Source organism: Bradyrhizobium sp. 172 (genome assembly GCF_023101065.1).
Taxonomy (GTDB): domain Bacteria; phylum Pseudomonadota; class Alphaproteobacteria; order Rhizobiales; family Xanthobacteraceae; genus Bradyrhizobium; species Bradyrhizobium canariense_D.
This window is the reverse complement of sequence record NZ_CP064701.1, coordinates 4,660,052-4,681,978: the sequence shown is the minus strand read 5'-3', so window position 1 is coordinate 4,681,978 and position 21,927 is coordinate 4,660,052. Positions and strand designations below refer to the sequence as shown.

The 21,927-nt window shown below is 63.6% G+C and carries 21 protein-coding genes and 1 tRNA gene; 13 read left to right on the top strand and 9 right to left on the bottom strand.

Features of this window, described 5'->3' with window-relative positions; genetic code table 11:
• Nucleotides 1-8 precede the first annotated feature (8 nt).
• Nucleotides 9-1,511, bottom strand: a complete 1,503-nt coding sequence (locus tag IVB07_RS22730) for an amidase (RefSeq protein WP_088930817.1) — start codon at nucleotides 1,509-1,511, stop codon at nucleotides 9-11.
• 264 nt (nucleotides 1,512-1,775) lie between these two features.
• On the opposite strand from IVB07_RS22730, the gene rnz reads away from it, so the two are divergent.
• Complete coding sequence (rnz, locus tag IVB07_RS22725; RefSeq protein WP_018459268.1) at nucleotides 1,776-2,678, top strand: ribonuclease Z; 903 nt, start codon at nucleotides 1,776-1,778, stop codon at nucleotides 2,676-2,678.
• Between the two features lie 61 nt (nucleotides 2,679-2,739).
• Here rnz and IVB07_RS22720 read toward each other — a convergent pair.
• Nucleotides 2,740-2,813 (bottom strand) — tRNA-Gln (locus IVB07_RS22720).
• A gap of 299 nt (nucleotides 2,814-3,112) precedes the next feature.
• Between IVB07_RS22720 and IVB07_RS22715 the strand changes: the two genes are divergently transcribed.
• The 6 genes from IVB07_RS22715 to IVB07_RS22690 all read left to right on the top strand — a co-directional run bounded on the left by IVB07_RS22715 (nucleotide 3,113) and on the right by IVB07_RS22690 (nucleotide 8,296).
• Nucleotides 3,113-3,475, top strand: coding sequence for a DUF1428 family protein (locus IVB07_RS22715; RefSeq protein WP_018459267.1), 363 nt, complete (start codon nucleotides 3,113-3,115; stop codon nucleotides 3,473-3,475).
• Nucleotides 3,476-3,655: 180 nt separating this feature from the next.
• A complete protein-coding gene (locus IVB07_RS22710) occupies nucleotides 3,656-4,909 on the top strand; it encodes an ABC transporter substrate-binding protein (protein ID WP_018459266.1) in 1,254 nt (417 codons plus the stop codon).
• A 65-nt stretch (nucleotides 4,910-4,974) separates the two neighbouring features.
• A complete protein-coding gene (locus IVB07_RS22705) occupies nucleotides 4,975-5,838 on the top strand; it encodes a branched-chain amino acid ABC transporter permease (protein WP_018459265.1) in 864 nt (287 codons plus the stop codon).
• A gap of 13 nt (nucleotides 5,839-5,851) precedes the next feature.
• Entirely contained in the window at nucleotides 5,852-6,823 is a 972-nt protein-coding gene (locus IVB07_RS22700) for a branched-chain amino acid ABC transporter permease (RefSeq protein WP_018459264.1), read from the top strand.
• On the top strand, nucleotides 6,813-7,580 hold the full coding sequence (locus IVB07_RS22695; RefSeq protein WP_018459263.1) for an ABC transporter ATP-binding protein: 768 nt from the start codon (nucleotides 6,813-6,815) through the stop codon (nucleotides 7,578-7,580). The genes IVB07_RS22700 and IVB07_RS22695 overlap by 11 nt, the downstream gene beginning before the upstream one ends.
• The gene (locus IVB07_RS22690) at nucleotides 7,577-8,296 is read left to right on the top strand and encodes an ABC transporter ATP-binding protein (RefSeq protein ID WP_247766686.1); all 720 of its coding nucleotides are present in this window, start codon (nucleotides 7,577-7,579) and stop codon (nucleotides 8,294-8,296) included. Before IVB07_RS22695 ends, IVB07_RS22690 begins: the two co-directional genes overlap by 4 nt.
• Before the next feature lie 79 nt (nucleotides 8,297-8,375).
• On the opposite strand, the gene IVB07_RS22685 is transcribed toward IVB07_RS22690, so the two are convergent.
• The 3 genes from IVB07_RS22685 to IVB07_RS22675 all read right to left on the bottom strand — a co-directional run bounded on the left by IVB07_RS22685 (nucleotide 8,376) and on the right by IVB07_RS22675 (nucleotide 13,330).
• Nucleotides 8,376-8,948 (bottom strand): invasion associated locus B family protein, encoded by a 573-nt coding sequence (locus IVB07_RS22685; protein WP_026233765.1) that lies wholly within the window; start codon nucleotides 8,946-8,948, stop codon nucleotides 8,376-8,378.
• 66 nt (nucleotides 8,949-9,014) lie between these two features.
• Nucleotides 9,015-12,161 carry an efflux RND transporter permease subunit gene (locus IVB07_RS22680; protein WP_018459260.1) on the bottom strand — a complete coding sequence of 1,049 codons (3,147 nt, stop codon included), beginning with the start codon at nucleotides 12,159-12,161 and terminating at the stop codon, nucleotides 9,015-9,017.
• A complete protein-coding gene (locus IVB07_RS22675; RefSeq protein WP_018459259.1) occupies nucleotides 12,158-13,330 on the bottom strand; it encodes an efflux RND transporter periplasmic adaptor subunit in 1,173 nt (390 codons plus the stop codon). Before IVB07_RS22675 ends, IVB07_RS22680 begins: the two co-directional genes overlap by 4 nt.
• A gap of 369 nt (nucleotides 13,331-13,699) precedes the next feature.
• Between IVB07_RS22675 and IVB07_RS22670 the strand changes: the two genes are divergently transcribed.
• The 6 genes from IVB07_RS22670 (at nucleotide 13,700) to IVB07_RS22645 (ending at nucleotide 19,457) form a co-directional block, all read left to right on the top strand.
• Nucleotides 13,700-13,939: a hypothetical protein gene (locus IVB07_RS22670; protein WP_018459258.1), complete on the top strand. Its 240-nt coding sequence runs from the start codon at nucleotides 13,700-13,702 to the stop codon at nucleotides 13,937-13,939.
• Between the two features lie 228 nt (nucleotides 13,940-14,167).
• The gene (locus IVB07_RS22665) at nucleotides 14,168-16,564 is read left to right on the top strand and encodes a TonB-dependent receptor (RefSeq protein ID WP_231188603.1); all 2,397 of its coding nucleotides are present in this window, start codon (nucleotides 14,168-14,170) and stop codon (nucleotides 16,562-16,564) included.
• A 2-nt stretch (nucleotides 16,565-16,566) separates the two neighbouring features.
• Nucleotides 16,567-17,256 carry a Fe2+-dependent dioxygenase gene (locus tag IVB07_RS22660; protein ID WP_018459256.1) on the top strand — a complete coding sequence of 230 codons (690 nt, stop codon included), beginning with the start codon at nucleotides 16,567-16,569 and terminating at the stop codon, nucleotides 17,254-17,256.
• Nucleotides 17,253-18,173, top strand: a complete 921-nt coding sequence (gene exbB / locus IVB07_RS22655) for a tonB-system energizer ExbB (RefSeq protein ID WP_085395901.1) — start codon at nucleotides 17,253-17,255, stop codon at nucleotides 18,171-18,173. Before IVB07_RS22660 ends, exbB begins: the two co-directional genes overlap by 4 nt.
• A gap of 3 nt (nucleotides 18,174-18,176) precedes the next feature.
• Nucleotides 18,177-18,632: a TonB system transport protein ExbD gene (exbD, locus tag IVB07_RS22650; RefSeq protein WP_018459254.1), complete on the top strand. Its 456-nt coding sequence runs from the start codon at nucleotides 18,177-18,179 to the stop codon at nucleotides 18,630-18,632.
• A 9-nt stretch (nucleotides 18,633-18,641) separates the two neighbouring features.
• On the top strand, nucleotides 18,642-19,457 hold the full coding sequence (locus IVB07_RS22645) for a TonB family protein (RefSeq protein ID WP_085352796.1): 816 nt from the start codon (nucleotides 18,642-18,644) through the stop codon (nucleotides 19,455-19,457).
• On the opposite strand, the gene IVB07_RS22640 is transcribed toward IVB07_RS22645, so the two are convergent.
• The 4 genes from IVB07_RS22640 to IVB07_RS22625 all read right to left on the bottom strand — a co-directional run bounded on the left by IVB07_RS22640 (nucleotide 19,445) and on the right by IVB07_RS22625 (nucleotide 21,918).
• Nucleotides 19,445-19,867: a hypothetical protein gene (locus tag IVB07_RS22640; protein ID WP_018459252.1), complete on the bottom strand. Its 423-nt coding sequence runs from the start codon at nucleotides 19,865-19,867 to the stop codon at nucleotides 19,445-19,447. The genes IVB07_RS22645 and IVB07_RS22640 overlap by 13 nt on opposite strands.
• Nucleotides 19,868-19,929: 62 nt before the next feature.
• Nucleotides 19,930-20,610, bottom strand: a complete 681-nt coding sequence (locus tag IVB07_RS22635) for a site-2 protease family protein (RefSeq protein WP_026233763.1) — start codon at nucleotides 20,608-20,610, stop codon at nucleotides 19,930-19,932.
• A 161-nt stretch (nucleotides 20,611-20,771) separates the two neighbouring features.
• A complete protein-coding gene (locus IVB07_RS22630; RefSeq protein WP_018459250.1) occupies nucleotides 20,772-21,164 on the bottom strand; it encodes a GFA family protein in 393 nt (130 codons plus the stop codon).
• A 7-nt stretch (nucleotides 21,165-21,171) separates the two neighbouring features.
• Nucleotides 21,172-21,918: an SDR family NAD(P)-dependent oxidoreductase gene (locus IVB07_RS22625; RefSeq protein WP_018459249.1), complete on the bottom strand. Its 747-nt coding sequence runs from the start codon at nucleotides 21,916-21,918 to the stop codon at nucleotides 21,172-21,174.
• Between the last annotated feature and the right edge of the window lie 9 nt (nucleotides 21,919-21,927).

Genomic DNA, 21,927 nt, shown 5'->3' with positions numbered 1-21,927 from the left:
CGCCTCTATCATCTCACCGATTGCGTGGCAGACAGCGACGGCGGCGGGACGAAGCCGCCGAACGCGCGTTCGATCAGTCCGGCGAGCGCAATCGGTGTGCGGTCCTCGAGATAAGGCCCGATGATCTGGACGCCGATCGGCAGGCCCGATGGCGTGCGCTCGATCGGAACGGCCGTTGCAGGCAGTCCGCAGGTCGAAGCGGGGTCTGCCCAGATGAAGCACGCATCGGCATAGGGATAGAGCTGTCCATCGATATCGAGTTGCCGCGCGTCGAACGGCTCGGACTGGTCCTGGGGAAAGGCCGGTACGGCGGCGGCCGGGTAGATTACTGCGTCGAACTCGCGGAACAGCTCCTGCCATCGTTGTTGCAGCCGCAGGCGCGCCGCGTCGGTCGCCAGCCATTCGCGATGGACCATCGCCCAGCCGCGCGCGCGCTCGGCCTGCAGGCTGCGGTCGTCGGGCGAGAGTTCTGCGGCAACTCCTTGCGCCTCTGCGAGGGCGGCCGGTGTCAGGCGTGGACTTCGCGCTGCGTTCAACAGCTTCATGTAAAGGCGGGCGGATTCGGCGAGATCGGGCAGAGACGCACTCGAGCGCGCGACGCGTGCGCCTGATCGTTCGAGCCGTTCCGACAACCGCCCGATGGCGGAACGCACGGCATCGCCTGTCGGCATCAACGGATGCGTATCGATCACGAGAATCCTGAAACCCCTGAGCTGGTCGTGTCGTGAGGCCGGCAACGCAAGACGATAGCCGATCCCGTCGCGCGTCTCGTCGGGGCCGGCGATCACGTCGAGCGCGAGTGCGAGATCCGAGGCAGTGCGCGTCATTGGTCCAACGACGGCGAGATCACCCTGGCCGGCAACGGGCGGTGCCGGCGGAAGGCTGTATCCGCGCAGCGGGACGAGGCCGAGGCTCGGCTTGTGTCCGAACACACCGCAGAAATGCGCGGGCACCCGGATCGAGCCGCCAATATCCGAGCCGATCGACAGCGGTCCGAATCCCGAAGCCAGCGCCGCGCCTGATCCGCCTGAAGAGCCGCCGGGCGATCGGCCGAGATCCCACGGATTGTTCGTCGTACCGTAGATGTCATTGTAGCTCTGGAAATCTCTGAGGCCGATCGGGATATTGGTCTTGCCGATGATGACAGCACCCGCCGCCTTCAACCGCGAGACGACAAGGGCGTCCTCCGCGGGTTGGAAATCTTTGAAATGCGGAAAGCCCCACGTCGTCGGCAGGCCGGCGACGTTGAACGGTTCTTTCAACGTCACGGGGATGCCGAGCAATGGCTGCCGCTCGCCGCGACCAAGTGCGGTATCGGCGGCGCGCGCGGCGTCTCGTGCGCGATCGAAATCGCGAACGATGACGGCATTGATCTGCCCGTCCAGCGCCTCGATGCGCGCGATCGTATGCTCGATCAACTCGGACGCAGAAAGCTTGCGCGCGTGCAGGGCGCTCAGCAATGTGCTGATCGAGCCGTAGTCCCAGTCAGTGGCGGTCAATCCGGGCGGCATCACGATCTCCATTGTCTTGCATCGCCGCGTCGATGTCGCTCGGCTGCAAATCGATCCGAGTATCGAGCATGCAATTTGGCGGATGGTATGAGGAGGCCACGCAACGGGAACCAGATCTGTCCGCCGGTCGGGGGCCGGAGGCGGCGCCTGGCCATCAGATCGCGGGATACCCACTGCTTGCCGCGGTCTATGCGCGATCGAGGGCTCTGTACGGGCTGCTGCTCACGTGGCATTGGGGGCGGCGAAGCCTGGATACTGACGACCATGTTCGCCCTGACATTCCTTGGGACCTCCGCCAGCGTTCCGTCGGCGGAGCGCAACCATCCGGCTCTCCTGGTGGAGGCCACGGGCAAGCGCGTCCTCATCGATTGCGGCGAGGGCACGCAGCGCCAGTTGCTGCGCAGCGGCGCGGGCTTTCGACGGCTTGACCGCATTCTGCTGACGCATGCCCATCTCGATCACGTGCTCGGTATCCCCGGTCTCTTCTCGACGCTGGGGTTGCGTCAGCAATCGGACGCGATGACCGTCTATGGAGGCCAGGGCACGCTCGACATCGTCATCCGCATGCTTGCCGGCCTGTGGGGCGCGGGCAGGGCGCCGATCCCGGTGGAGTTCGCACCGCTGACCGAAGGACAGGTTATCGACGCCGGCGACTTCACCATCGATTGCTTTCCGGTCCGTCACCGCGACACCGACAGCTTTGGTTTTTGCTTCCAGAGTCCGGCACGCCGCCATCTTGAGCGGGAGCGCCTCGCCGAGCTCGGTGTTCCCGATGGGCCGCTGCGCGGAGAACTGGCCGCGGCACGACCAGTCGTGATCGCCGGCCGCACGATCTATCCCGAAGACGTCATGGGGCCGCCGAGCGGCGGCAGGAAGCTTGTGGTCATCGGCGACACCGAAACCACTGACGGGCTGTCCAGGCATGTCGCCGACGCCGATCTGCTGGTGATCGAGGCGACCTTCCTCGATCGCGACGCCGCGACCGCCCGGGACTATGGTCATCTCACCGCGCGCGAGGCGGCTTCATTTGCCGCCGCGAACAACGTCAGGCAACTCGTGCTGAATCACATGTCGGGGCGTTATCGCGACGAAGAGATTCTGGCCGAAGCGACAGCGATTTTTCCAAACACGCGGATCGCCGCCGACTTCGATCGCGTCGTGATTTAGCGGCACCGCTCAAAGAGAGCGCAACCTCTGACGGTCTGTTTGTGAGCTGCTTAACCTGCGGTGGCTGGGGAACTAGGATTCGAACCTAGACAAACAGAGTCAGAGTCTGTTGTGCTACCGTTACACCATTCCCCAACGGAATAGCCGAACAAATTCAATGGCTTGTTGATTTGTCCGGCTGTGGCCGATGGCACTTATCGCGCAAATCACGGCTCAGGCGTGGAGGGTTTCTACCCGCTCGGCTGTGGGCTGGCAAGCGCTGCGACGCAGGGATGTTTTGCGGTCCACATGGGACGTGCGGGCCGTGGCATCGTGGGCTCCGGCGGAGCGCCGCGGCGGCGCGCGACCGTTTGCCTCATCCGAAAATCACGGTTCCTGGTCGGATCGTCACGCACCGCATCGTCCTTCGGACACACAACCCAAGGAGATCCGTGATGCCCTATGTCGATGGTTTCGTGCTGGCCGTGCCGAAGGACAACATCGAGGCTTACAAGGCGCTGGCGCAAACGGCCTGCGCGATTTGGATGGAGCACGGTGCGCTCGATTATGTCGAATGCATCGGCGACGACGTGCCCTACGGCGAGCTGACTTCGTTTCCGCGCGCGGTGATGGCGAAGGAGGACGAGATCGTGGTGTTCGCCTGGATCGTCTATCGCGACCGGGAGACCCGCGACACCGTCAACAAGAAGGTGATGGCGGACCCGCGGCTGAAGTTGGATGGTATGCCGTTCGACGGCAAGCGCATGATCTACGGCGGTTTCACGACGCTGCTGCGGGCGAGCGACGTGATGGGGTAAGGGCGCTGACCCGGCCCACACGTCGGTGCTTGTCCATGCAGCGTCGTGGCAAGCCGTTTTACTTGCCGGTACGGGGCCAGCATGCCATCCTCTCATCGCCAGGCATAAACAACCGGAAGCGGGCGCTTAGCCGAGCTTCCAAAAAAACTGGTTGGGGAAACCCTTGGGAGGTTTGATTTCATGAGATTGAAGCACGTCACCGGGCTGCTTTGCGCGGCCGCGATGTCCCTTGCGCTCGCTTCAGCCGCGCAGGCCCAGGACAAGGTCGTCAAGATCGGCGCGATCCTGCCGATGTCCGGCGGCACCGCCTCGATCGGGGCGCACGCCAAGGCGGCGCTCGAGGTCGCAATGGACATCATCAACAACGCTCATCCCGAGCTCGGCACTCTGCCGCTTGCCAAGAACGCAGGCCTTGCGGGCCTCGGCGGCGCCAAGATCGAGATCGTGTTCGCCGACAACCAGGGCAACCCGGCGACAGGCCAGAACCAGGCGCTGCGCCTGATCACGGAAGACAAGGTAGCCGCCGTGTTCGGCTCGTATCAGTCCGGCGTCACGCTGACCTCGAGCGCCATCGCCGAAAAATACGGCATTCCCTTTCTAAACTCCGAGTCGGTCGCCGCCAATCTCACCGAGCGCGGCTTCAAATGGTTCTTCCGCACCACGCCGATCGCCACCGACTTCGCCAAGGCCTATGTCGATTTCCTCGCCGACATCAAGGCGCAGGGCGCCAAGACCGATGCAATCGCGCTGGTTCACGACAACACCGAATATGGCACCTCGGTCGCCAACACGATCAGCGCCGCCTTCAAGGAGAAGGGCCAAGCCATCGCAGTTGACGTCGCCTATCCCGTCAATGCGACCGACGTTCAGGGCCAAGTGCTCCAGCTCAAGGAGAAGAAGCCCGACGTGATCATCATGATCAGCTACACGTCGGATGCGATCCTGTTCGCCAAGACCATGCAGTCGCTTGACTACAAGCCGGCGGTTCTTTTGGCCGATGACGCCGGCTATTCCGATCCCTCCTTCATCAAGGCGGTCGGCAAGATATCGCAAGGCGTCTTCAACCGTTCGTCATGGTCGGTGGGGCCGGCCGGCTCACCATCGGCCATCATCGCCGACATGTACAAGAAGAAGAGCGGCGAGGAGATGGACGACACCGTCGGCCGTCAGATGCAGGGCTTCTTCGTGCTGGCCGACGCGATCGACCGCGCCGGCTCGACCGACCCGGCAAAGATTCAGGCCGCGTTGAAGACGACCGATCTGAAGCCCGAGCAATTGATGATGGGTTACAAGGGCGTGAAGTTTGACGACAAGGGCCAGAATATCCTCGCCTCCGGGCTCATCATCCAGCTCCAGGATGGCGAGAACTACACCGCGGTATGGCCGAAGGCCAACGCCGCGAAGGCGCCGGTGCTGCCCTACAAGGGCTGGTGAGATTTGAAGGCGGGGCTGCGCGCCCCGCCATTTTCGAAATGATTTGATCAGAGCAACGCTGGCTCATGTCCTTTGTACTCGTGCAGGTGATCGTCGGCGGACTTCTGCTTGGCGCTGTCTATGCCCTGTTTTCCTCAGGCCTCACGCTGGTGTGGGGCATGATGAACATCGTCAATTTCGCGCATGGCGATTTTGTCATGCTCGGCATGTACGTCGCCTATGTCGTCTACACGCTGTTGGGAGGAGGGCCGATCCTCGGCGCGCCGCTGGCAACCCTGGTGCTCGCGACCGTCGGCGTCGTCGTCTATTTCGCCCTGATCCGCGATATCATGAAGGGACCGATGCTGGCGCAGATCCTCGGCACTTTCGGGCTTGCGCTATTGCTGCGTTATTCCGTGTTCTGGTGGTTCGGGGCCAACTTCCTGTCGATGCCTCCGGACATCGTGGGCGGCACTTATGCGTTCGCGGGCCTGCGCATCGAGGCCTCGCGGCTGCTTGCCGGCGTGGTCGCGCTGCTGGTCACGCTCGGGCTGCATCTGCTGCTCACGCGGACCTCGCTCGGCTCGAAAATGCTGGCGGTGGCGGAGGATCAAACAGCGGCCCAGCTCATGGGCATCCGTCCCGATACCATGCAGGCGATCGCCTGGGCGATTGCGGCCGGTGCCACCGGGCTTGCCGGCGCGCTGATTGCGAACTTCTTCTACATCGTGCCGACCGTCGGCGAGACGCTTGGCATCGTCGCCTTCGTCACGGTGTCGCTCGGCGGTTTTGGCAGTGTGCCGGGCGCCCTTGTCGCAGGCCTGCTGATCGGCATGATCGAATCGCTGTCGGGCTATCTGATCGGCGCGATCTACAAGGACATCGTCGTCTATGTCCTGTTCCTGCTCTTCCTCTGGTTCCGGCCGCAAGGCCTGATGGGCAAGACCTGATGGGAAGGCTGTGATGCGGCGCTTGATCTGGCTCTCGGTCGTCGCAGCGTTCGCGATCTGCTATCCGCTGCTGCTGTCCTCGCCGTTCCAGCAGCGTCTGGGCGCGCTGGTGCTGCTTTATGCGATTGCAGCGTCCGCGTGGAATATCGTCGGCGGCTATGCCGGCCAGGTCTCGGTCGGCCACGTCGTCTTTTTCGGCTGCGGTGCTTATGCCGCGATGGGATCCTACGCAAAGTTCGGCCTGTCGCCCCTGTTCGGCATCCCCGGCGGGATCGTGCTCGCCGTGGGCTTGGCCGCGATCATCGGCGTGCCGACGCTGCGTCTGTCGGGCCATTATTTCAGTATGGCGACCATCGCGGTCGCCGAGACGATGCGGCTGATCGTGACCAACACCGAATGGCTCGGTGCGGCCGTCGGGCTCTCAGGGCCGACCGTGCCGCGCAACATCTTCGATCTCTCGTTCCTGTCGTCGCTGCCGTATTATTATCTCTTCCTCGCAATCCTCGTGATCACGCTGTTGATCACCTGGTGGATGACCAACAGCCGCATGGGATTTTACCTGCGCGCGATCAAGGACTCCGAGCGCGCGGCGCGCTCGCTCGGCGCACCCGCCAGTCGCACCAAGCTCTACGCCTACATGCTGAGCGCGGCGCTGACGAGCGTCGCCGGCGCGCTCTATGCCATGATGTTCGGCTTCGTCGACCCCGAGTCCGGGTTCGGGATCCTGATTTCGGTGAAAATCCTGATCATGGCGGCGCTGGGCGGGGCAGGGCTGTTGTTCGGGCCCCTGGTCGGTGCCGCGATCCTGGTGCCGCTGGAGGAGATCTCGAACAGCTGGCTCGGCGGCAAGGGCGCCGGGCTCACCTTCGTGCTCTATGGCGCGATCATCGTGGTGATCGCGCGCTTCCAGCCCGGCGGTCTGCTCAGCCTGTTCACTCGGCGCAGCAAGCCGACGAAGGACACGGGAGCTGGCCATGCTCCTTGAGGCACGCGAAATTACGAAGGCGTTCGGAAGCTTCAAGGCGGTGGACGATGCCTCCGTGACCTTGGAGCAAGGCGACATCCTCGGCCTGATCGGCCCGAATGGCGCGGGCAAGTCCACCTTCTTCAATTGCCTGACTGGCGATCTCAAGACCACTTCGGGCTGCGTCCTGTTCGAGGGCCGTGACATCACGGACTTCGCGCCGGAGCTGCGCGCCGGGCTTGGGCTCGCTCGTACCTTCCAGGTGCCGCAGACATTTGAGGGCATGACGGTGCTGGAGAACGTCATGATCGGCGCGTTCCTGCGCACCTCGCATCGCAAGGACGCCGAGACCAGGGCGCGCGCGGTGCTCGAGCGCGTCGGCATGATCAGGCTTGCGGATGCGCCGGCGCGCTCGCTCGGCACCCCCGGTCGCAAGCGGCTGGAGATCGCGCGGGCGCTGGCAACCGAACCGAAGGTGCTTCTGCTCGACGAAGCCATGGCCGGCCTCAACGCCCATGAGGTGAGGCTCGCCATCGACCTCGTGCGCGACATCCATCGTTCCGGCATCACCCTTGTGATCGTCGAGCACATCATGGAAGTGATCATGTCACTCGCCAGCCGCGTGATGGTGTTCCACCAGGGCAAGGAGATCGCCCGCGGATCGCCGCGCGAGGTCACATCCAACCCGGCGGTGATCGAGGCCTATCTCGGCAAGCGTGCAGCCAAGGCAGCGGCCGGCCACACGCCGGTCGAACTGATGGGCGGGCCCGACCTATGAGCGGGCCGTTGCTGCGGATCGAGCACCTCGAGGTGCGCTACGGCGATCTCATCGGCGTGTCCGACGTCTCGCTGGAGGTTCCTGAAGGCAGCGTCGTGGCGCTACTCGGCTCCAATGGCGGCGGCAAGACCACGACGCTGAACGCGATCGCCGGCCTTATTCCCGTGCATTCCGGATCGATCCGCTTTCGCGGCGAGGATATCGCCGGCGAAAGAGCCTTTGCGATGGTGCGCAAGGGGCTGGCGCTGTCGCCAGAAGGCTGGCGGCTGTTCGTGCAGCAGAGCGTCGAGAACAATTTGATGCTTGGCGCAACGCCGCTGCGCGACAAGTCGCGCCAGGCCACGCTGCTCGAACGTGTCTACGAGATCTTTCCGCGCCTCAAGGAACGCCGCAACCAGCGTGCCGGCACCATGTCCGGTGGCGAACGGCAGATGCTCGCGGTCGGGCGCGCGCTGATGAGCGAGCCGAAGCTGTTGATGCTGGATGAACCTTCGCTCGGTCTCGCGCCGGCGGTGGTCGAGTCCATGTACGAGACCTTCGGCCGCCTGCATCGCGAGGGCCTGACCATTCTGCTCGCCGAGCAGTCGATCGAGCTCGCACTGGAGGTCTCGGATTTCGCCACGGTGCTCCAGGTCGGCAAGAGCGTGCTGTCGGGCACGGCGGCGGCGCTCGCGGAGGATCCGCAGGTGCAGAAGGCTTATCTGGGCGTGGACTGACCGATTTCCGCCTGGAGGCGCCCGGTATCGGGGGCGTTGGGCTGCAATATGGATATGCAACAGTAACGGCGAGGCGTCGCTACTTGATCTTGTCGTAGGCCGCCGCGAAATCGCCGAGCGGCATCGGGATCGCGATCGTTTCCTTCGCCATGTTCTGGAAGGAGACCTTGAGCTGCTTGCCCGACCGCAAAGTCGCAAGCAGGTCCGGCGCGATCGGCGAGGAGGCGTAGCAGCCGCGGTTCTCGCAGGTCTGGATCTGGAGATCGACCGTCTTGCCCTCGTCAACCTGGAGCTTGGCGCCGATGGGAAGGTTGAGGCCAAGCGGCAATTGCAGCAGCGCCACCGGTGTGCGGGTGTCGGGCGCGATGCGGATGTTGATCAGAACGATGGTCTGGGCGGTCTTGGTCAGCACCGCGTTCTGCTCCATCGCGCATTCGAGCGGTGCGTCGCGGCTGACGCTGGTGCAGCGCACGACCCAGCCGGGCTGCTGCGCCGCAGCGCCGTCAGCCTGCGGCTGCGTCGGAGCCGGTGCGGGCTGTGCCGCCGGGGCAGACGGAGCTGCGTTCTTCTTGGCGCCTTGCTGGGCATGCGCGGCACCCGCCGACACCAGGAGAGCGGCTGCTAAGGCGACAAGTCTGGATTGCAAGGGCATGGCAAGACCGCGTTGACGTGAACCGAAGGCCTCGCTGTAACGTCGTGAGGCGCGCGGTGCAAGCTGCTACTCGGCAGCTTCCTTAACGGTGCCGTGCTCGACCGTCTCGTCGCCTTCGCCGCCACCCTTGCGGCCCCAGCCCGAGAACCAGTTGTTGAGCTCGTCGAGATAGAGATAGACGACCGGGGTGGTGAACAGCGTCAGCGCCTGGCTGACGATCAGACCGCCGACCATGGCGTAGCCGAGCGGCTGGCGAATCTCGGCGCCGGTGCCGTGGCCGAGCATCAGCGGCACGCCGCCGAGCAGGGCAGCCATCGTCGTCATCATGATCGGACGGAAGCGCAACAGCGCTGCCTGCCGGATCGATTCCGCCGGCGTCTTGTGCTCGTCGCGCTCCGCGGCGATGGCGAAGTCCACCATCATGATGCCGTTCTTCTTCACGATGCCGATCAGCAGAATGACTCCAATCAAAGCAATGAGGCTGAACTCGAAGCCCGCCGCCATCAGGATCGCGAGCGCGCCGACGCCGGCCGAGGGCAGAGTCGACAGAATCGTGATCGGATGGATGTAGCTCTCGTAGAGGATGCCGAGGATCAGATAGACCACGACCAGCGCGGCGAGGATGAGGAGCGGCACGGTGCCGAGCGACTGCTGGAACGCCTGTGCCGTGCCCTGGAAGCTCGAATTGAGCGTCGGCGGCGCGCCGAGGTCCGCCATCGCCTTCTGCACGGCCTCCGTAGCCTGGCCGAGCGCGACGCCCTGGGCGAGGTTGAAGCTGATCGTGATCGCCGGGAACTGGCCCTGGTGGCTGATCGAGAGCGGGCGAACCGGATCGGTGCTCCAGGTCGCGAAGGTCGACAGCGGCACCTGGTCGCCGGTTAGCGGAGACTTCAGGTAGAGCTTGTTCAGGCTCTCGAGGCTGCCCTGCATCTCCGGCAGGATCTCGAGAATCACCTTGTAGGTGTTGAGCTGGGTGAAATACTGCGTGACTTGGCGCTGTCCGAAGGCGTCGTACAGCGTGTCGTCGATCAGCTGCGGCTGGATGCCGTAACGCGCAGCCGTATCGCGGTTGATCTTGAGCTGAACCGTGGTGCCTTGGGTCTGCTGGTCGGTCGCGACGTCGCGCAGTTGCGGCAAGGTCTGCATCTTGGCGAGAATCTTCGGCGCCCAGTCATTGAGCTCGGCGAGATCGGCGTCCTGCAGGGTGAACTCGAACTGCGTACGCGTCGGCCGGCCGCCGAGCCGGACGTCCTGGGCCGCCTGCATGTAGAGGCGGGCGCCGGACACCTTCTCGAGCTTGGGACGCAGCCGCGCGATGATCTGCTGCGCCGAGGCATTGCGGACGCTGAGCGGCTTCAGCGTGATGAACATGTTGCCGTTGTTGCCGGCGCGGCCACTGCCGCCGATGTTCATCGCGATCGTTGCGACGTCGGGGTCGTCCATTACGATTTTGCCGAGCTCGACCTGGCGGCGCTGCATCTCCGCGAACGAGATGTCCTGGGAGGCTTCCGAGGTCGCCGTGATCAGGCCGACGTCCTGTTGCGGGAAGAAGCCTTTCGGGATCAGCACGAACAGATAGACCGACAGGGCAAGGGTGGCGAAGAAGATCGTGAGCGTGGTGCGGCGCCAGCTCAGGGCATGGTCGAGCACCCATTCGTAGCCGCGCAACATTGCATCGAAGCCGCGCTCGCTCCATTGGTAGAACTTGCCGTGGGTGACCTCGCCATGGGCGCGCAGGAAGCGCGAGGCCATCATCGGCGTCAGGGTCAGCGACACGAACATCGAGACGAAGATTGTCATCGCCAGCACGACGGCGAATTCGCGGAACAGGCGTCCGATGATGCCGCCCATCAGCAGCAGTGGAATCAGCACTGCGACCAGCGAGATGCTGATCGACACGATGGTGAAGCCGATTTCCTTGGAGCCCTTGAAGGCCGCCGCCATCGGCGATTCGCCTTCTTCGATGTAGCGCGTAATGTTCTCGAGCATCACGATAGCGTCGTCGACGACGAATCCGACCGCGATGGTGAGCGCCATCAGCGATAGATTGTCGAGCGAATAGCCGACGACCCACATCAAGGCGCACGCGCCCAGCAGCGCCAGCGGCACTGTGATTGTGGGAATGACAGTCGCCCAAAAACTGCGCAGGAAAATGAAGATGACCATGACCACCAGCGCTATGGTCAGCAGCAGCGTGAACTGGACGTCCTCGACCGCGGCGCGGATCGTCGTGGTGCGGTCGCTGATGAGCTCGATCTTGATCGCGGGCGGGATCGCGGCGACGAGGCGAGGCAGGGTGGCCTTGATCCGGTCGACGGTTTCGATAACGTTGGCGCCCGGCTGCTTGAAGATCACCAGGAACACGCCGCGCTTGCCGTTGGCCCAGGCCGCCTGCTTGGCGTCCTCGGCGCCGCTGACCGCTTGGCCGACATCGCGGATTCGCAAGGGACCGCCATTGCGATAAGCGATGATGACGTCGTTCCAGTCCTTGGCCTGCGTGAGCTGGTCGTTGGCGTAGATCGTGTAGGCGCGCTTCGGGCCGTCGATGTTGCCCTTGGGGCTGTCGACCGTGGTGATCGCGATCTGGCTGCGCACGTCCTCCATCGACAGGCCCTTGGCGACGAGTTTGGCCGGGTCGATCTGGATGCGGATAGACGGTTTCTGCTGGCCCCCGATGAAGACCTGCGCGACGCCGGAGAGCTGGCTGATCTGCTGGGCGAGCTGGGCGTCGACCGCGTCGCTGACGCTGGTCAGCGGCAATGTGTCTGAGGTTGCCGACAGCAGCAGGATCGGCGCGTCGGCCGGGTTGACCTTGCGGTAGGTCGGCGGCGACGGCAGGTTCTTCGGCAGCTGACCGCTCGCGGCGTTGATGGCGCCCTGCACGTCGTTGGCGGCGCCGTCGATGCTGCGGTTGAGGTCGAACTGGATGGTGATCGACGCGGTGCCCAGATAGCTCGTCGAGGTCATCTGGGCGATGCCCGGGATCTGGGCGAATTGCCGTTCGAGCGGCTGGGCCACCGACGAAGCCATGGTCTCTGGGCTGCCGCCCGGCAGATTGGCTGTGATCTGGATGGTCGGGAAGTCTACCTGCGGCAGTGGCGCGACCGGCAGCAGGGGATAGGCGACGAGACCGACGAAGAGAATGCCGGCCATCAGCAGCGAGGTGCCGATGGGATAACGGATGAAAGGTGCCGAAATCCCGCCCGCGTTCATTCCTGTCGGACCTTGTTCTGGGCCGGATCCGTACTCGCCACGGCCGTGGAGACGAGGCTCCCGGGCTGGACCTTGAATTGGCCGCCGGTGATCACTTGCTGCCCGGGCGTCAGCCCTTCGTCGACGACGGAACGTCCGTCGATGCTGTAGCTGACCTTGATCTTGTGCACCTCGGCCTTGTTGTCCTGATTGACAGAATAGGCGTAGAGGCCGTTGGTGGAGTGCTGGACCGCATCATCCGGGACAACGGTCGCATCCTTGAGGGTGCGCACCAGCAGGCGCGTTGACACCGACTGCCCGGGCCACAGCGCGTGGTCCTTGTTGTCGAACACCGCCTTGAGCCGGATCGTGCCGCTGCTGGTGTCGACCTGGTTGTTGATGACCGCGAGTTTGCCCTCGGCCAGCGTCTTCTTGCCGTCGGTGGTGAAGGCGATCACCCTGAGCGCGCCGGCCTTCTGGCCCTCGCTGATATAGGGCAGCTGATCCTCTGGCGCGGTGAAGATCACCGAGATCGGCTCGACCTGCGAGATCGTGACGATGCCGGTCTGCGTCGAGGCGTTGACGATGTTGCCGATGTCGACCTGGCGCAGGCCCGCGACGCCGGTGATCGGCGCCTTGACCTGGGTGTAGTCGAGCTGGGTCTGCGCGTTGGAGATCGCAGCATCATCGGCGGCGATCTGTGCGGTGAGCTGGGCGACCGTGGAGCGCTGGGTGTCGACCCGCTGGGCGGTGGCGAATTCGCCGAGCTTCATGGCGCGCTGGAGCTCGAGATTGGCGTTGGCCAGATTTGCCTCGTCCTGGGCCTTCTTGGCCTTGGCCTGGTCGAGCGTGGCTTGATAGGGACGGGGATCGATCGAGGCGAGAAGCTGGCCCTCCTTGACGATCTGGCCTTCGGTGAAGGCGATCTTGTCGATCTGGCCATCCACCCTGGTCCGGACTTGGACGGTGTTGAAGCCCGCAACCGTGCCCAGACCGGTCAGGTAAACCGGAAAGTCCACCTTCTGAACTGGCGAAACGCTCACGGGGACGGCGGACGGGCGCTGCGGCCCCTTTTGTGCGGTCTGGGTTTTTCCGGCGTCGGGCGAGCCGAATTTCTGCCAACCATAGTAACCTGCGGAGGCCACGGCCGCGATGATCAGAATCCAGAGGATCGGCCGGGACTTTTTCATATCGTCTCGTGTCGGCTCTTATGCCCTAAGCTACGAATTATGAGGCAATCATAGGGTTCCAGGAGGCTTGTATAATACACGCCAAGTTCCAGTGTAAACAGCACTATCGGTTGAGAATCCTAAACAATTGGAAAGCTTTGCACGGGTTAGGCAGCTCCGTGTCACTACGGTGTGCCGTGCTGCATTCCCCCCTCAGGAACGATCAGCGTGCAAAGTTTGTGCAATGCTCGAAAGCGGTGTGCTCTGGACTGAGCGGCGCCGCGCATGGGCCGCAAGGCGACGGCTGGCAGGAACGGTTCTAATCGTGCAGTTTCGGTTGTCAGGGAAATCGGCATCGGTCATATCGACGCGCCACAACGGGAGCGCAGCATGGACGAACTGAACGGCAAGCTGATCGCGTGTCAGATCCTGATCACGGGACTGATCGCACGCGTCGCCAACGAGCAGCGTGATCCCTTGCGCTTTCTCACCGAGTTCCGCGACGAGATCAGAGCCGTCGTCAACGGCGTCAACATCGCAGGCATGGACGACAGCGACCGCGTGCGCGCGGTGGCGCGGAAGACCGTCGATGAATTGTTCTCGTTGATGAAGCCGCCAAGCAGCGATTGACCATGCGCCCGCGACCGCCGATTTAGCAGCATTTTCACGCGCTCTTTAGAACGACTCCAATCTCGATTTAGAACGATTTCAAACGGCAGTTTAGAATCGCTTTGATCTGGACTTATTCAAGCGTTCTCGCGGCTTACTCGCATTGACCCGCAATTTTGCGGCCGATACCAACACTCCAATCGCTCATCGAAGTGAATGGGCGAACTGGAATATGGGGCGTGTTTGGTAATGGGGCAGGTGGTCGCACCGAAGTCGTTGCGTTCGGTCGCAGCATTCGATGAAAAGTTCACGAGCGTTTCCGGCAAGAAGGTCTCCGCTGTCGCGGGCCTGATCGCAGCAGCATCGGTGTCGAGCGGCGCGGAGGCGCAGCAGTCGAACCTGCCGCCGGTGACGGTCGATGCGCCGGTCGCGCGTCCGCGCCCGGTGGCTTCGAAGCCGACGGCGGATCAGGTCCGCGCGCGCAATGCGCTTCGCCGCGCCGCGCAGCGGCAGCAGGCGGCGCAGCAGACCGCTCCCACCACGCCGTCCGGCGAGGTTGACCGCAATCCGTATTCGGATCCGGCGGCGCCATACAAGGTCGACCACGTCCAGGCCTCCGGCAAGTTTCCCGAGCCGATGCTGAACACGCCGAAGACCATCACCGTGCTCAGCAAGGAAGTTCTCGAGGACAAGAACGCCACGACGCTGAAGGAGATCGGGCGGTCGACCGCCGGCGTGACGCTGGGTTCGGGGGAGGGGGGCAACGCGTTCGGCGACCGCTTCTTCATCCGCGGCTTCGATGCGCGCAACGACGTCTTCATCGACGGTATCCGCGATCCCGCGGTCTCAATCCGCGAAAACTTCTTCACCGAGCAGATCGAGATCCTGCGGGGCCCCGCCTCGTCCTACGCCGGCCGCGGCACCGCTGGCGGTGCCATCAACATCGTCACCAAGCAGGCGGGCGACGTTAATTTCAAGCGGATGGATACCGAGTTCGGCACCGACAGAACCAAGCGCGTCACGCTCGACGTCAACCAGGTCGTCGATCCGACCTTCTCCGTGCGCGTGGGCGGCCTGTTCCAGGACGCCAACGTCGCCGGCCGCAACTATATCACCGACGATCGCTGGGGTTCTTTCATCTCGACCAAGTACACCCCGACCAACGACATCAAGATCACGACGAACTATGTCCACACCGATCTTAGCGGCTACCCGGATTTCGGCGTGCCCTTCTACAGGCAGGGCAATGTCCCTGTGACGTCGGCGGGCATTCCGCGCGGAAACTGGTACGGCTTCCTCAATCGCGACTTCCAGACCGCACGGCAGGATTTCGGCACCGGAACGATCGAGTACAAGGTCAACGATGCCATTACGCTGACCAGCAAGGTTCGCGGCGAGCACTCGCTGCTGAACTACATCGGCACCTTGCCGCAGAACCCGAACACGACCAGCCCCAATCCGCTGCTCTGGACCACCACGGCCAGCGCGCAGAGCCGCTTCCAGAACGTCGACGTGTGGGCCAACCAGAACGAGGCCACTTTCAAGCTCGTCACCGGAGGGGTCAAGCACACCGCGGTGTTCGGCGTGGAATACGCCAACGAGAACATCTCGATCGACCGTTACACCGGCCTCTCGTCGGAACTATTCGGCGGCGGCTCGACCAGCAACGGAGCGGTCACGGGGGTCAACCTCTACTCGCCGCAGTACACCTACATTCCCTTCAGCAACACGCCATCGCTGGTTGGAAATCCCACGCGCTATGGTGTCAACACCAGCAGCGTCTACGTCATGGACACTGCGAACTGGCAGGACACCATCATTGTGAATGGCGGCGTGCGCTACGACGGCTATAATATGAGTGCGTCAGTCAACGCGCCCCCCGCCCTAAAAATGAACGCCGATCTTGTCAATTACAATGTCGGCGCGGTCTACAAGCCGATCTCGATCGGCAGCCTTTATGCAGCCTATGCGACCTCGGCCAATCCGTTCGGGTCGGAGCTTGATGCGACCGCGACCGATTACGGTGGTGTTCCGCCCAACACGACCGTTTTGCTCGGACCCGAGCGCAACAAGGCAATCGAGCTCGGCACCAAATGGGAGCTTGCCGACCGTCACCTGCTGGTGACCGGTGCGCTGTTCCAGACGACCAAGGACAATGCGCGCGAGACCGTCAACAGCGTGCTGACTTCGGGCGCCGCCTACAGGATCCAGGGCATCGACATCGAGGCCGAGGGCAAGCTCACCGACCGCTGGAGCATTTTTGGCGGCCTGGTGCTGATGCAGTCGAAGGTCACGCAGAGCGGCGTTGCCTCGAATCTCGGTCTGCAACTCGCCAACATAGCCCACCAATCGTTCAGCATGTTGACCAAGTACAAGTTCGACGGCGGCTGGGAACTCGGCGGGCAGGCGGTGTACCGCTCGAAGGTCTATGGCGGCACGTTCGCGGCCAACACCAACGAGTTGCCGAGCTATTGGCGGTTCGACGCGTTCCTCGAGAAGAAGATCGACCAGAACTGGACCATGAAGTTCTACGCCCAGAACCTGACGAACAAGCTCTACTACGACTCGTTCTATCGCAGTGCCGTGCCTTTCGTGGCGGTCGCGCCGGGACGGGCGTTCTACCTCGTGACGACGGCGAAGTTCTGATCATGTTGACGTGCCTGCCTGGCGTTCTGAGCAAGGATGATGTGGCGGATTTCCGCCGCATCATGGACGCCAGCGATTGGGAGGACGGGCGCTCCACCGCCGGCTCGCAGTCGGCGATGGTCAAGCGCAACGAGCAATTGCCGCCCGACAGCGAAGTCGCGCGAAAACTCGGCAACCGCATCATTTCGGCGCTGACCTCGAACCCGCGCTTCATCGCGGCGGCGATCCCGCTCCAGATATTCCCGCCGCTGTTCAACCGCTATGCAGCCAGCAGCGGCCACCATTTCGGCCTGCACGTCGACAATGCCATCCGCGGCGACCGCCTGACCGGCCTCCGCATCCGCACAGACCTGTCGGTGACGCTGTTCCTGGCCGAGCCGGAGGAGTACGACGGTGGCGAACTTGTGATCGAGGACAGTTACGGTTCGCACGAAGTCAAGTTGCAGGCCGGGGACTGCGTGCTCTATCCCTCGACCAGCCTCCATCTGGTCACCCCGGTGACGAGGGGAACGCGGGTTGCGTCTTTCTTCTGGCTTCAGAGCATGATACGGGACGATCAAGCCCGGAGCATGATCTTTGACCTCGACACCGCGATACAGGCGCTGGTGGAACGGCTCGGGCGTGACGATCCCGAAACGGTCAAATTGACGGGTATCTATCACAACCTCATTCGCTACTGGGCCGAAGTATGAAGATCATGTCCTTCCAAGCAAGCCTTGCCGCAGCTCTTGTGCTGGCGGCCGCCTGGCTTGCATCCCCTGTTTCCGCCCAGACACAGGCCACGCCCGCGGCACCGGTCCAGTCGACGGCTCAGCCGTCCCCGGTCGGCCCGGCCCCGGTTGTTGCTCCGCCTGCGGCGCCGCAAGCTGCCGCGCCTGCGGCTGCAAAGTCCGATACTGCAGCCGGCATCGCGCCCGCCATGAAGGAATTGTCGCCCTGGGTGATGTTCATGTCGGCGGACATCATCGTGAAGGCGGTGATGATCGGGCTCGCTTTTGCATCGCTGATGACCTGGACGGTGCTGATCGCCAAGTCGATCGAGCTGTCGATCGCCGCGACCAAGCTTCGCTCGGCGCTGAAGAAGATCGCGGAGGCGCGCTCGCTCGCGGAAGCGCAGATGGCGCTCGGCTCCAAAGCGGGGATCCTGCCGTCCTTCCTGGCGGCGGCGCTGCGGGAGGCGCGGATGTCGGCCGGCCTGTCCAGTGACACCGGCATCAAGGAGCGGGCGGCTTCGAGCTTCTCCGAGATCATGCGCGCGGAGGCGCGGCGCATCCGCGTCGGCATGGGTGTGCTCGCGACCATCGGCTCGACCTCGCCCTTCGTCGGCCTGTTCGGCACGGTGTGGGGCATCATGAACAGCTTCATCGGCATCTCGAAGTCGCAGACCACGAACCTCGCCGTCGTTGCGCCCGGTATCGCCGAGGCGCTGCTCGCCACCGCGATCGGTCTGGTCGCCGCCATTCCCGCCGTCATCATCTACAATTACTTCTCGCGCGTGACGAAGAGCTATCTCGAGCTCGTCAGCCGTGCCTCGGGCGCGGCGGGGCGGTTGCTCTCGCGCGATCTCGACCGCAGCCACGGCAGCGTGCATTCGCGCGCGGCGGAGTGAACCATGGGCGTTTCGCTCGCAGACAATGATGACGACGACGATTTCGGCGAAACGCATGAAATCAACGTCACGCCGTTCATCGACGTCATCCTGGTGCTGCTGATCATCTTCATGGTCGCAGCGCCGCTCTCGACCGTCGACCTGCCGATCGATCTGCCGACGTCGAGCGCGACGCCGCAGAAGAAGCCGGACAAGCCGACCTATCTCAGCATCAAGCCCGATTTGACGCTTGCCATCGGAGAGAACCCGGTCCACCGCGCCGAGTTGATCGGCACCCTCGACGGGCTGTCCGACATGAGCAAGGACAAGTACGTGTTCCTGCGCGCCGATCGCTCGGTGCCGTATGGCGAGTTGATGGGCGTCATGGAGCTGTTGCGCTCAGGCGGCTATTCGCGGGTGAAGTTGGTTGCGCTGGAAGGCGCTCCGGGGGCGCCCGCGGCAGGCGCCGCTCAGCCTTAGAGGCCCGCTATGTCGGACGAGTCCAGACCAGCCCGGACGCTTTGGATTTTGGCAGCGATGGCGGCGCTCGCGCTCCATCTGGGCGGGGCCGCGCTCGCGTTGGCGCACCTGCGGGCCGATGACGCCGATGACGGCCTCGGCGCGGCCGGCGCGGAGTTCGCTGTCGAGATGGCCTCGCCGAAGGCGCCTGACACCGACCTTCCGCCGGGACCGGATAGTGAAGCGATGCAGGAGCAGCAGGCGCTTCCCGAGCAAAAGGCCGAGACCAAGGAAACCGAGCTTCCAAAGGATCAGTCGCAACAGGTCGACGATCCCGATCGGGTCGTCACCGAGAACATTTCGAAGAAGCCGCAGGACGAGGATCCGAAGATTGCGGCGGTCGAAACGCCCGCTGCGGAGGCCTCGCCGAAGTCCGTTGCGACGGCGCGGCAGACGCTCGACGAGGACGCGCGCGAGGCCGAGAAGGCACTGGCGCCCGTGCTGGGCATCGGCAAGGACATTCTAAAGCTCACGGCAGACTGGAATCGCAAGATTAGCGCGCACCTTACGGCCCACAAGGTCAATCCGGAAGGCAAGGAGCCCAACAATCAGAAAGTCAAGGTCAGCTTCGCGATCAACCGACGGGGCAACGTGCTTTCAGTCGACGTTGTCGAGTCGTCCGGGGATGCAGCTTACGATGCGGCCGCGATCTCGATTGTCCGCAAATCCGATCCCATCCCGCAGCCGCCTGCCAGCCTGACCGACGACCGGTTCGAGCGCACCGTCGACATCATCTTCACGCCGCCGGACGCAAGGAAAAAGAAGAAGACGGCTCAGCGCCAGTAGAGCCTGATCCCGACATAGACCACGACCAGGCAGGCGAAGATCAGGGCCACCGGGAGCGGCCGCTTCTGGGTTGCGCCCGCGGTCGCTGCCCGGAAGAAACTGGCCTTCTTCAGCTTCGGTTCGGGGCGGCGGAAAGCGGTAACATTGTCCGCCGCCGGTTCAGCCGCCCGGGGGCGGACGTCAGGTGGAGTTCCCGCGCCGCCCATCTCGGCATAGTAGGCCTTGTAGATGGCGCCGATGGTGGCCTCGGTAGCCTCACCCTCGTTCATCTGCGCCCGCAGGTTCTTGTAGCTCAGGAGGAACTCCTGCGCCTCCGGAGGCAGCGCGGACGACCCGTTGAGCTTGGCCATCATCTTCCAGGTGGCAAAATCGGCGCGAGCGCGGGTATCAGCGCGTCGCGCGATCAGCATATCGGCAGCTTTGACCAAGTCGGCCTCGAGCCCTTCGGCTTGTGTTCGGGTGTGCTGTTCAACTACGTATTGCCGGTCAGAATGAGAACAGCCTGAATCACATAACCGGTCAACGTTCGCAGTATTGCTGAAATAACATCAAGATTTAGACCGAACTGCGAGCCTGCCAGCGGTAGCAGGATCAGCAAGCCGATCAGAATCAGCATCCCGAACGGCTCGAGCCGCGCCAGCGGGAGGGCGAGTGGCCGGGGCAGCAGCCCTACCGCGACGCGCCCGCCGTCGAGCGGCGGGATCGGCATCATGTTGAACACCGCCAGCACCGCGTTGATCAGCAGTGCGTTCTTGAGATTGTCAAAGATCCATTGCGCCGAGTTCGCTGGGGCCCAGGGCAGGGCGTGCAGGGCAAGAGCTGCGGACAGCGCCAGCAGGATGTTGGTGGCGGGCCCGGCCAGCGCCACCCAGACCATGCCGAGTCTGGGGTCGTTGAGCTTGCGGAAATTCACCGGCACAGGCTTGGCATAGCCGAACAGGAATGGCGAATGCGCGAACAGCAGCATCGCCGGCAATATCAGCGTGCCGAACGGGTCGATGTGGCGGAGCGGGTTGAAGCTGACACGGCCGAGCTGCCATGCGGTATCATCACCGAGACGATGTGCGACGAAGGCGTGGGCAGCCTCGTGGAAGGTGATGGCGAGCACCAGCGGCAGCACCCACACCGAGAGGTCATACAAGGAAATGTTCACGGCTCGTCCGTCCCGGTTTGCCTGCGGTCTTGCAGCCGACCCAGCCAACCGGTGGTGCAGCAACGCGTCACCCCAACATAGGGTGGGCGGTCCCGAAATGCCACGCCGCAAATGATCGGCGAGACCAGCGGCCGTGACGTGGAGCCTTGGCGCCGGATGAGCTACGTCGGGATCGTCCCGTCATATCGGATCATGCCGTCCTCGATCGTCACCCAGCCCATCTTTTCGCTGACCCAGATGTGCTCGGTGGGCACAAACGCGTTGCGATCGTCGAAGGTCGCCAGCGCAACGCCAGCCAGCGTGCCGTTGCGCCGCCAGGCGAACAGGCGCGTGCCGCAGCGCTTACAGAACACGCGGTCGATGTTCTCGGACGACGCATAGCGCTCGGTGTCGCCCTCGACAGTCAGTGCGCGCTGGTCGAATTGCGCGCGGGCGAAGTAGGGCGAGCCCATCGCCTTCTGACAGAGGCGGCAATGGCAGATGCGGACGTTGAGCGGCTCGCCCTCCGCCTTGAACCGCACCGCGCCGCACAGACATCCGCCTTCTCGGATCATGGCTGCCTCAATAGGTTGCCCGCCCACCCGAGATGTCGAACACGGCGCCGGTCGAGAACGCGCAGTCCTCGGATGCGAGCCAGCTCACCATCGCGGCTAGCTCTTCCACCAGCACAAAGCGCGCTTTCGGGATTTTCGACAGCATGAAGTCGATATGCTGCTGCGTCATCTGGTCGAAGATCGCCGTCTTCGCAGCCGCGGGAGTCACCGCATTGACGAGAATGTCGTGTGCGGCCAATTCCTTGCCGAGCGACTTGGTCAGCGCGATCAGGCCGGCCTTGGACGCCGAATAATGCGAGGCGTTGGGATTGCCTTCCTTGCCGGCGATCGAGGCGATGTTGACGATGCGCCCGTACTTCTGCTTGAGCATCCAAGGCACGATCGCCTTGCAGACGATGAAAGGGCCGTCGAGGTTGATGCGCAGAACTTTCCGCCATTCCTCGAGATCGGTCTCCCAGACCGGCTTGTTGACGCCGGCGATGCCGGCATTGTTGACGAGGATGTCGATCTTGCCGAAGGCGGCCAGCGTCGCGTCGCGGGCCTGCTCGACGGCCGCGGTATCGGTGACGTCGACCTTGAAGACGCAGGTGTTATCGCCGATTTCCTTTGCCGTCTTCTCGGCCAGGGCTGCATCAAAATCCCAGATCGCGACCTTGGCGCCGGAGGCGACGAAGCGCTGAACAATGGCGCGGCCAAAGCCCTGCGCGCCGCCGGTGACGATGGCGACACGGCCGTTGAGATCGATCTTGTTCATGCCGGGCCT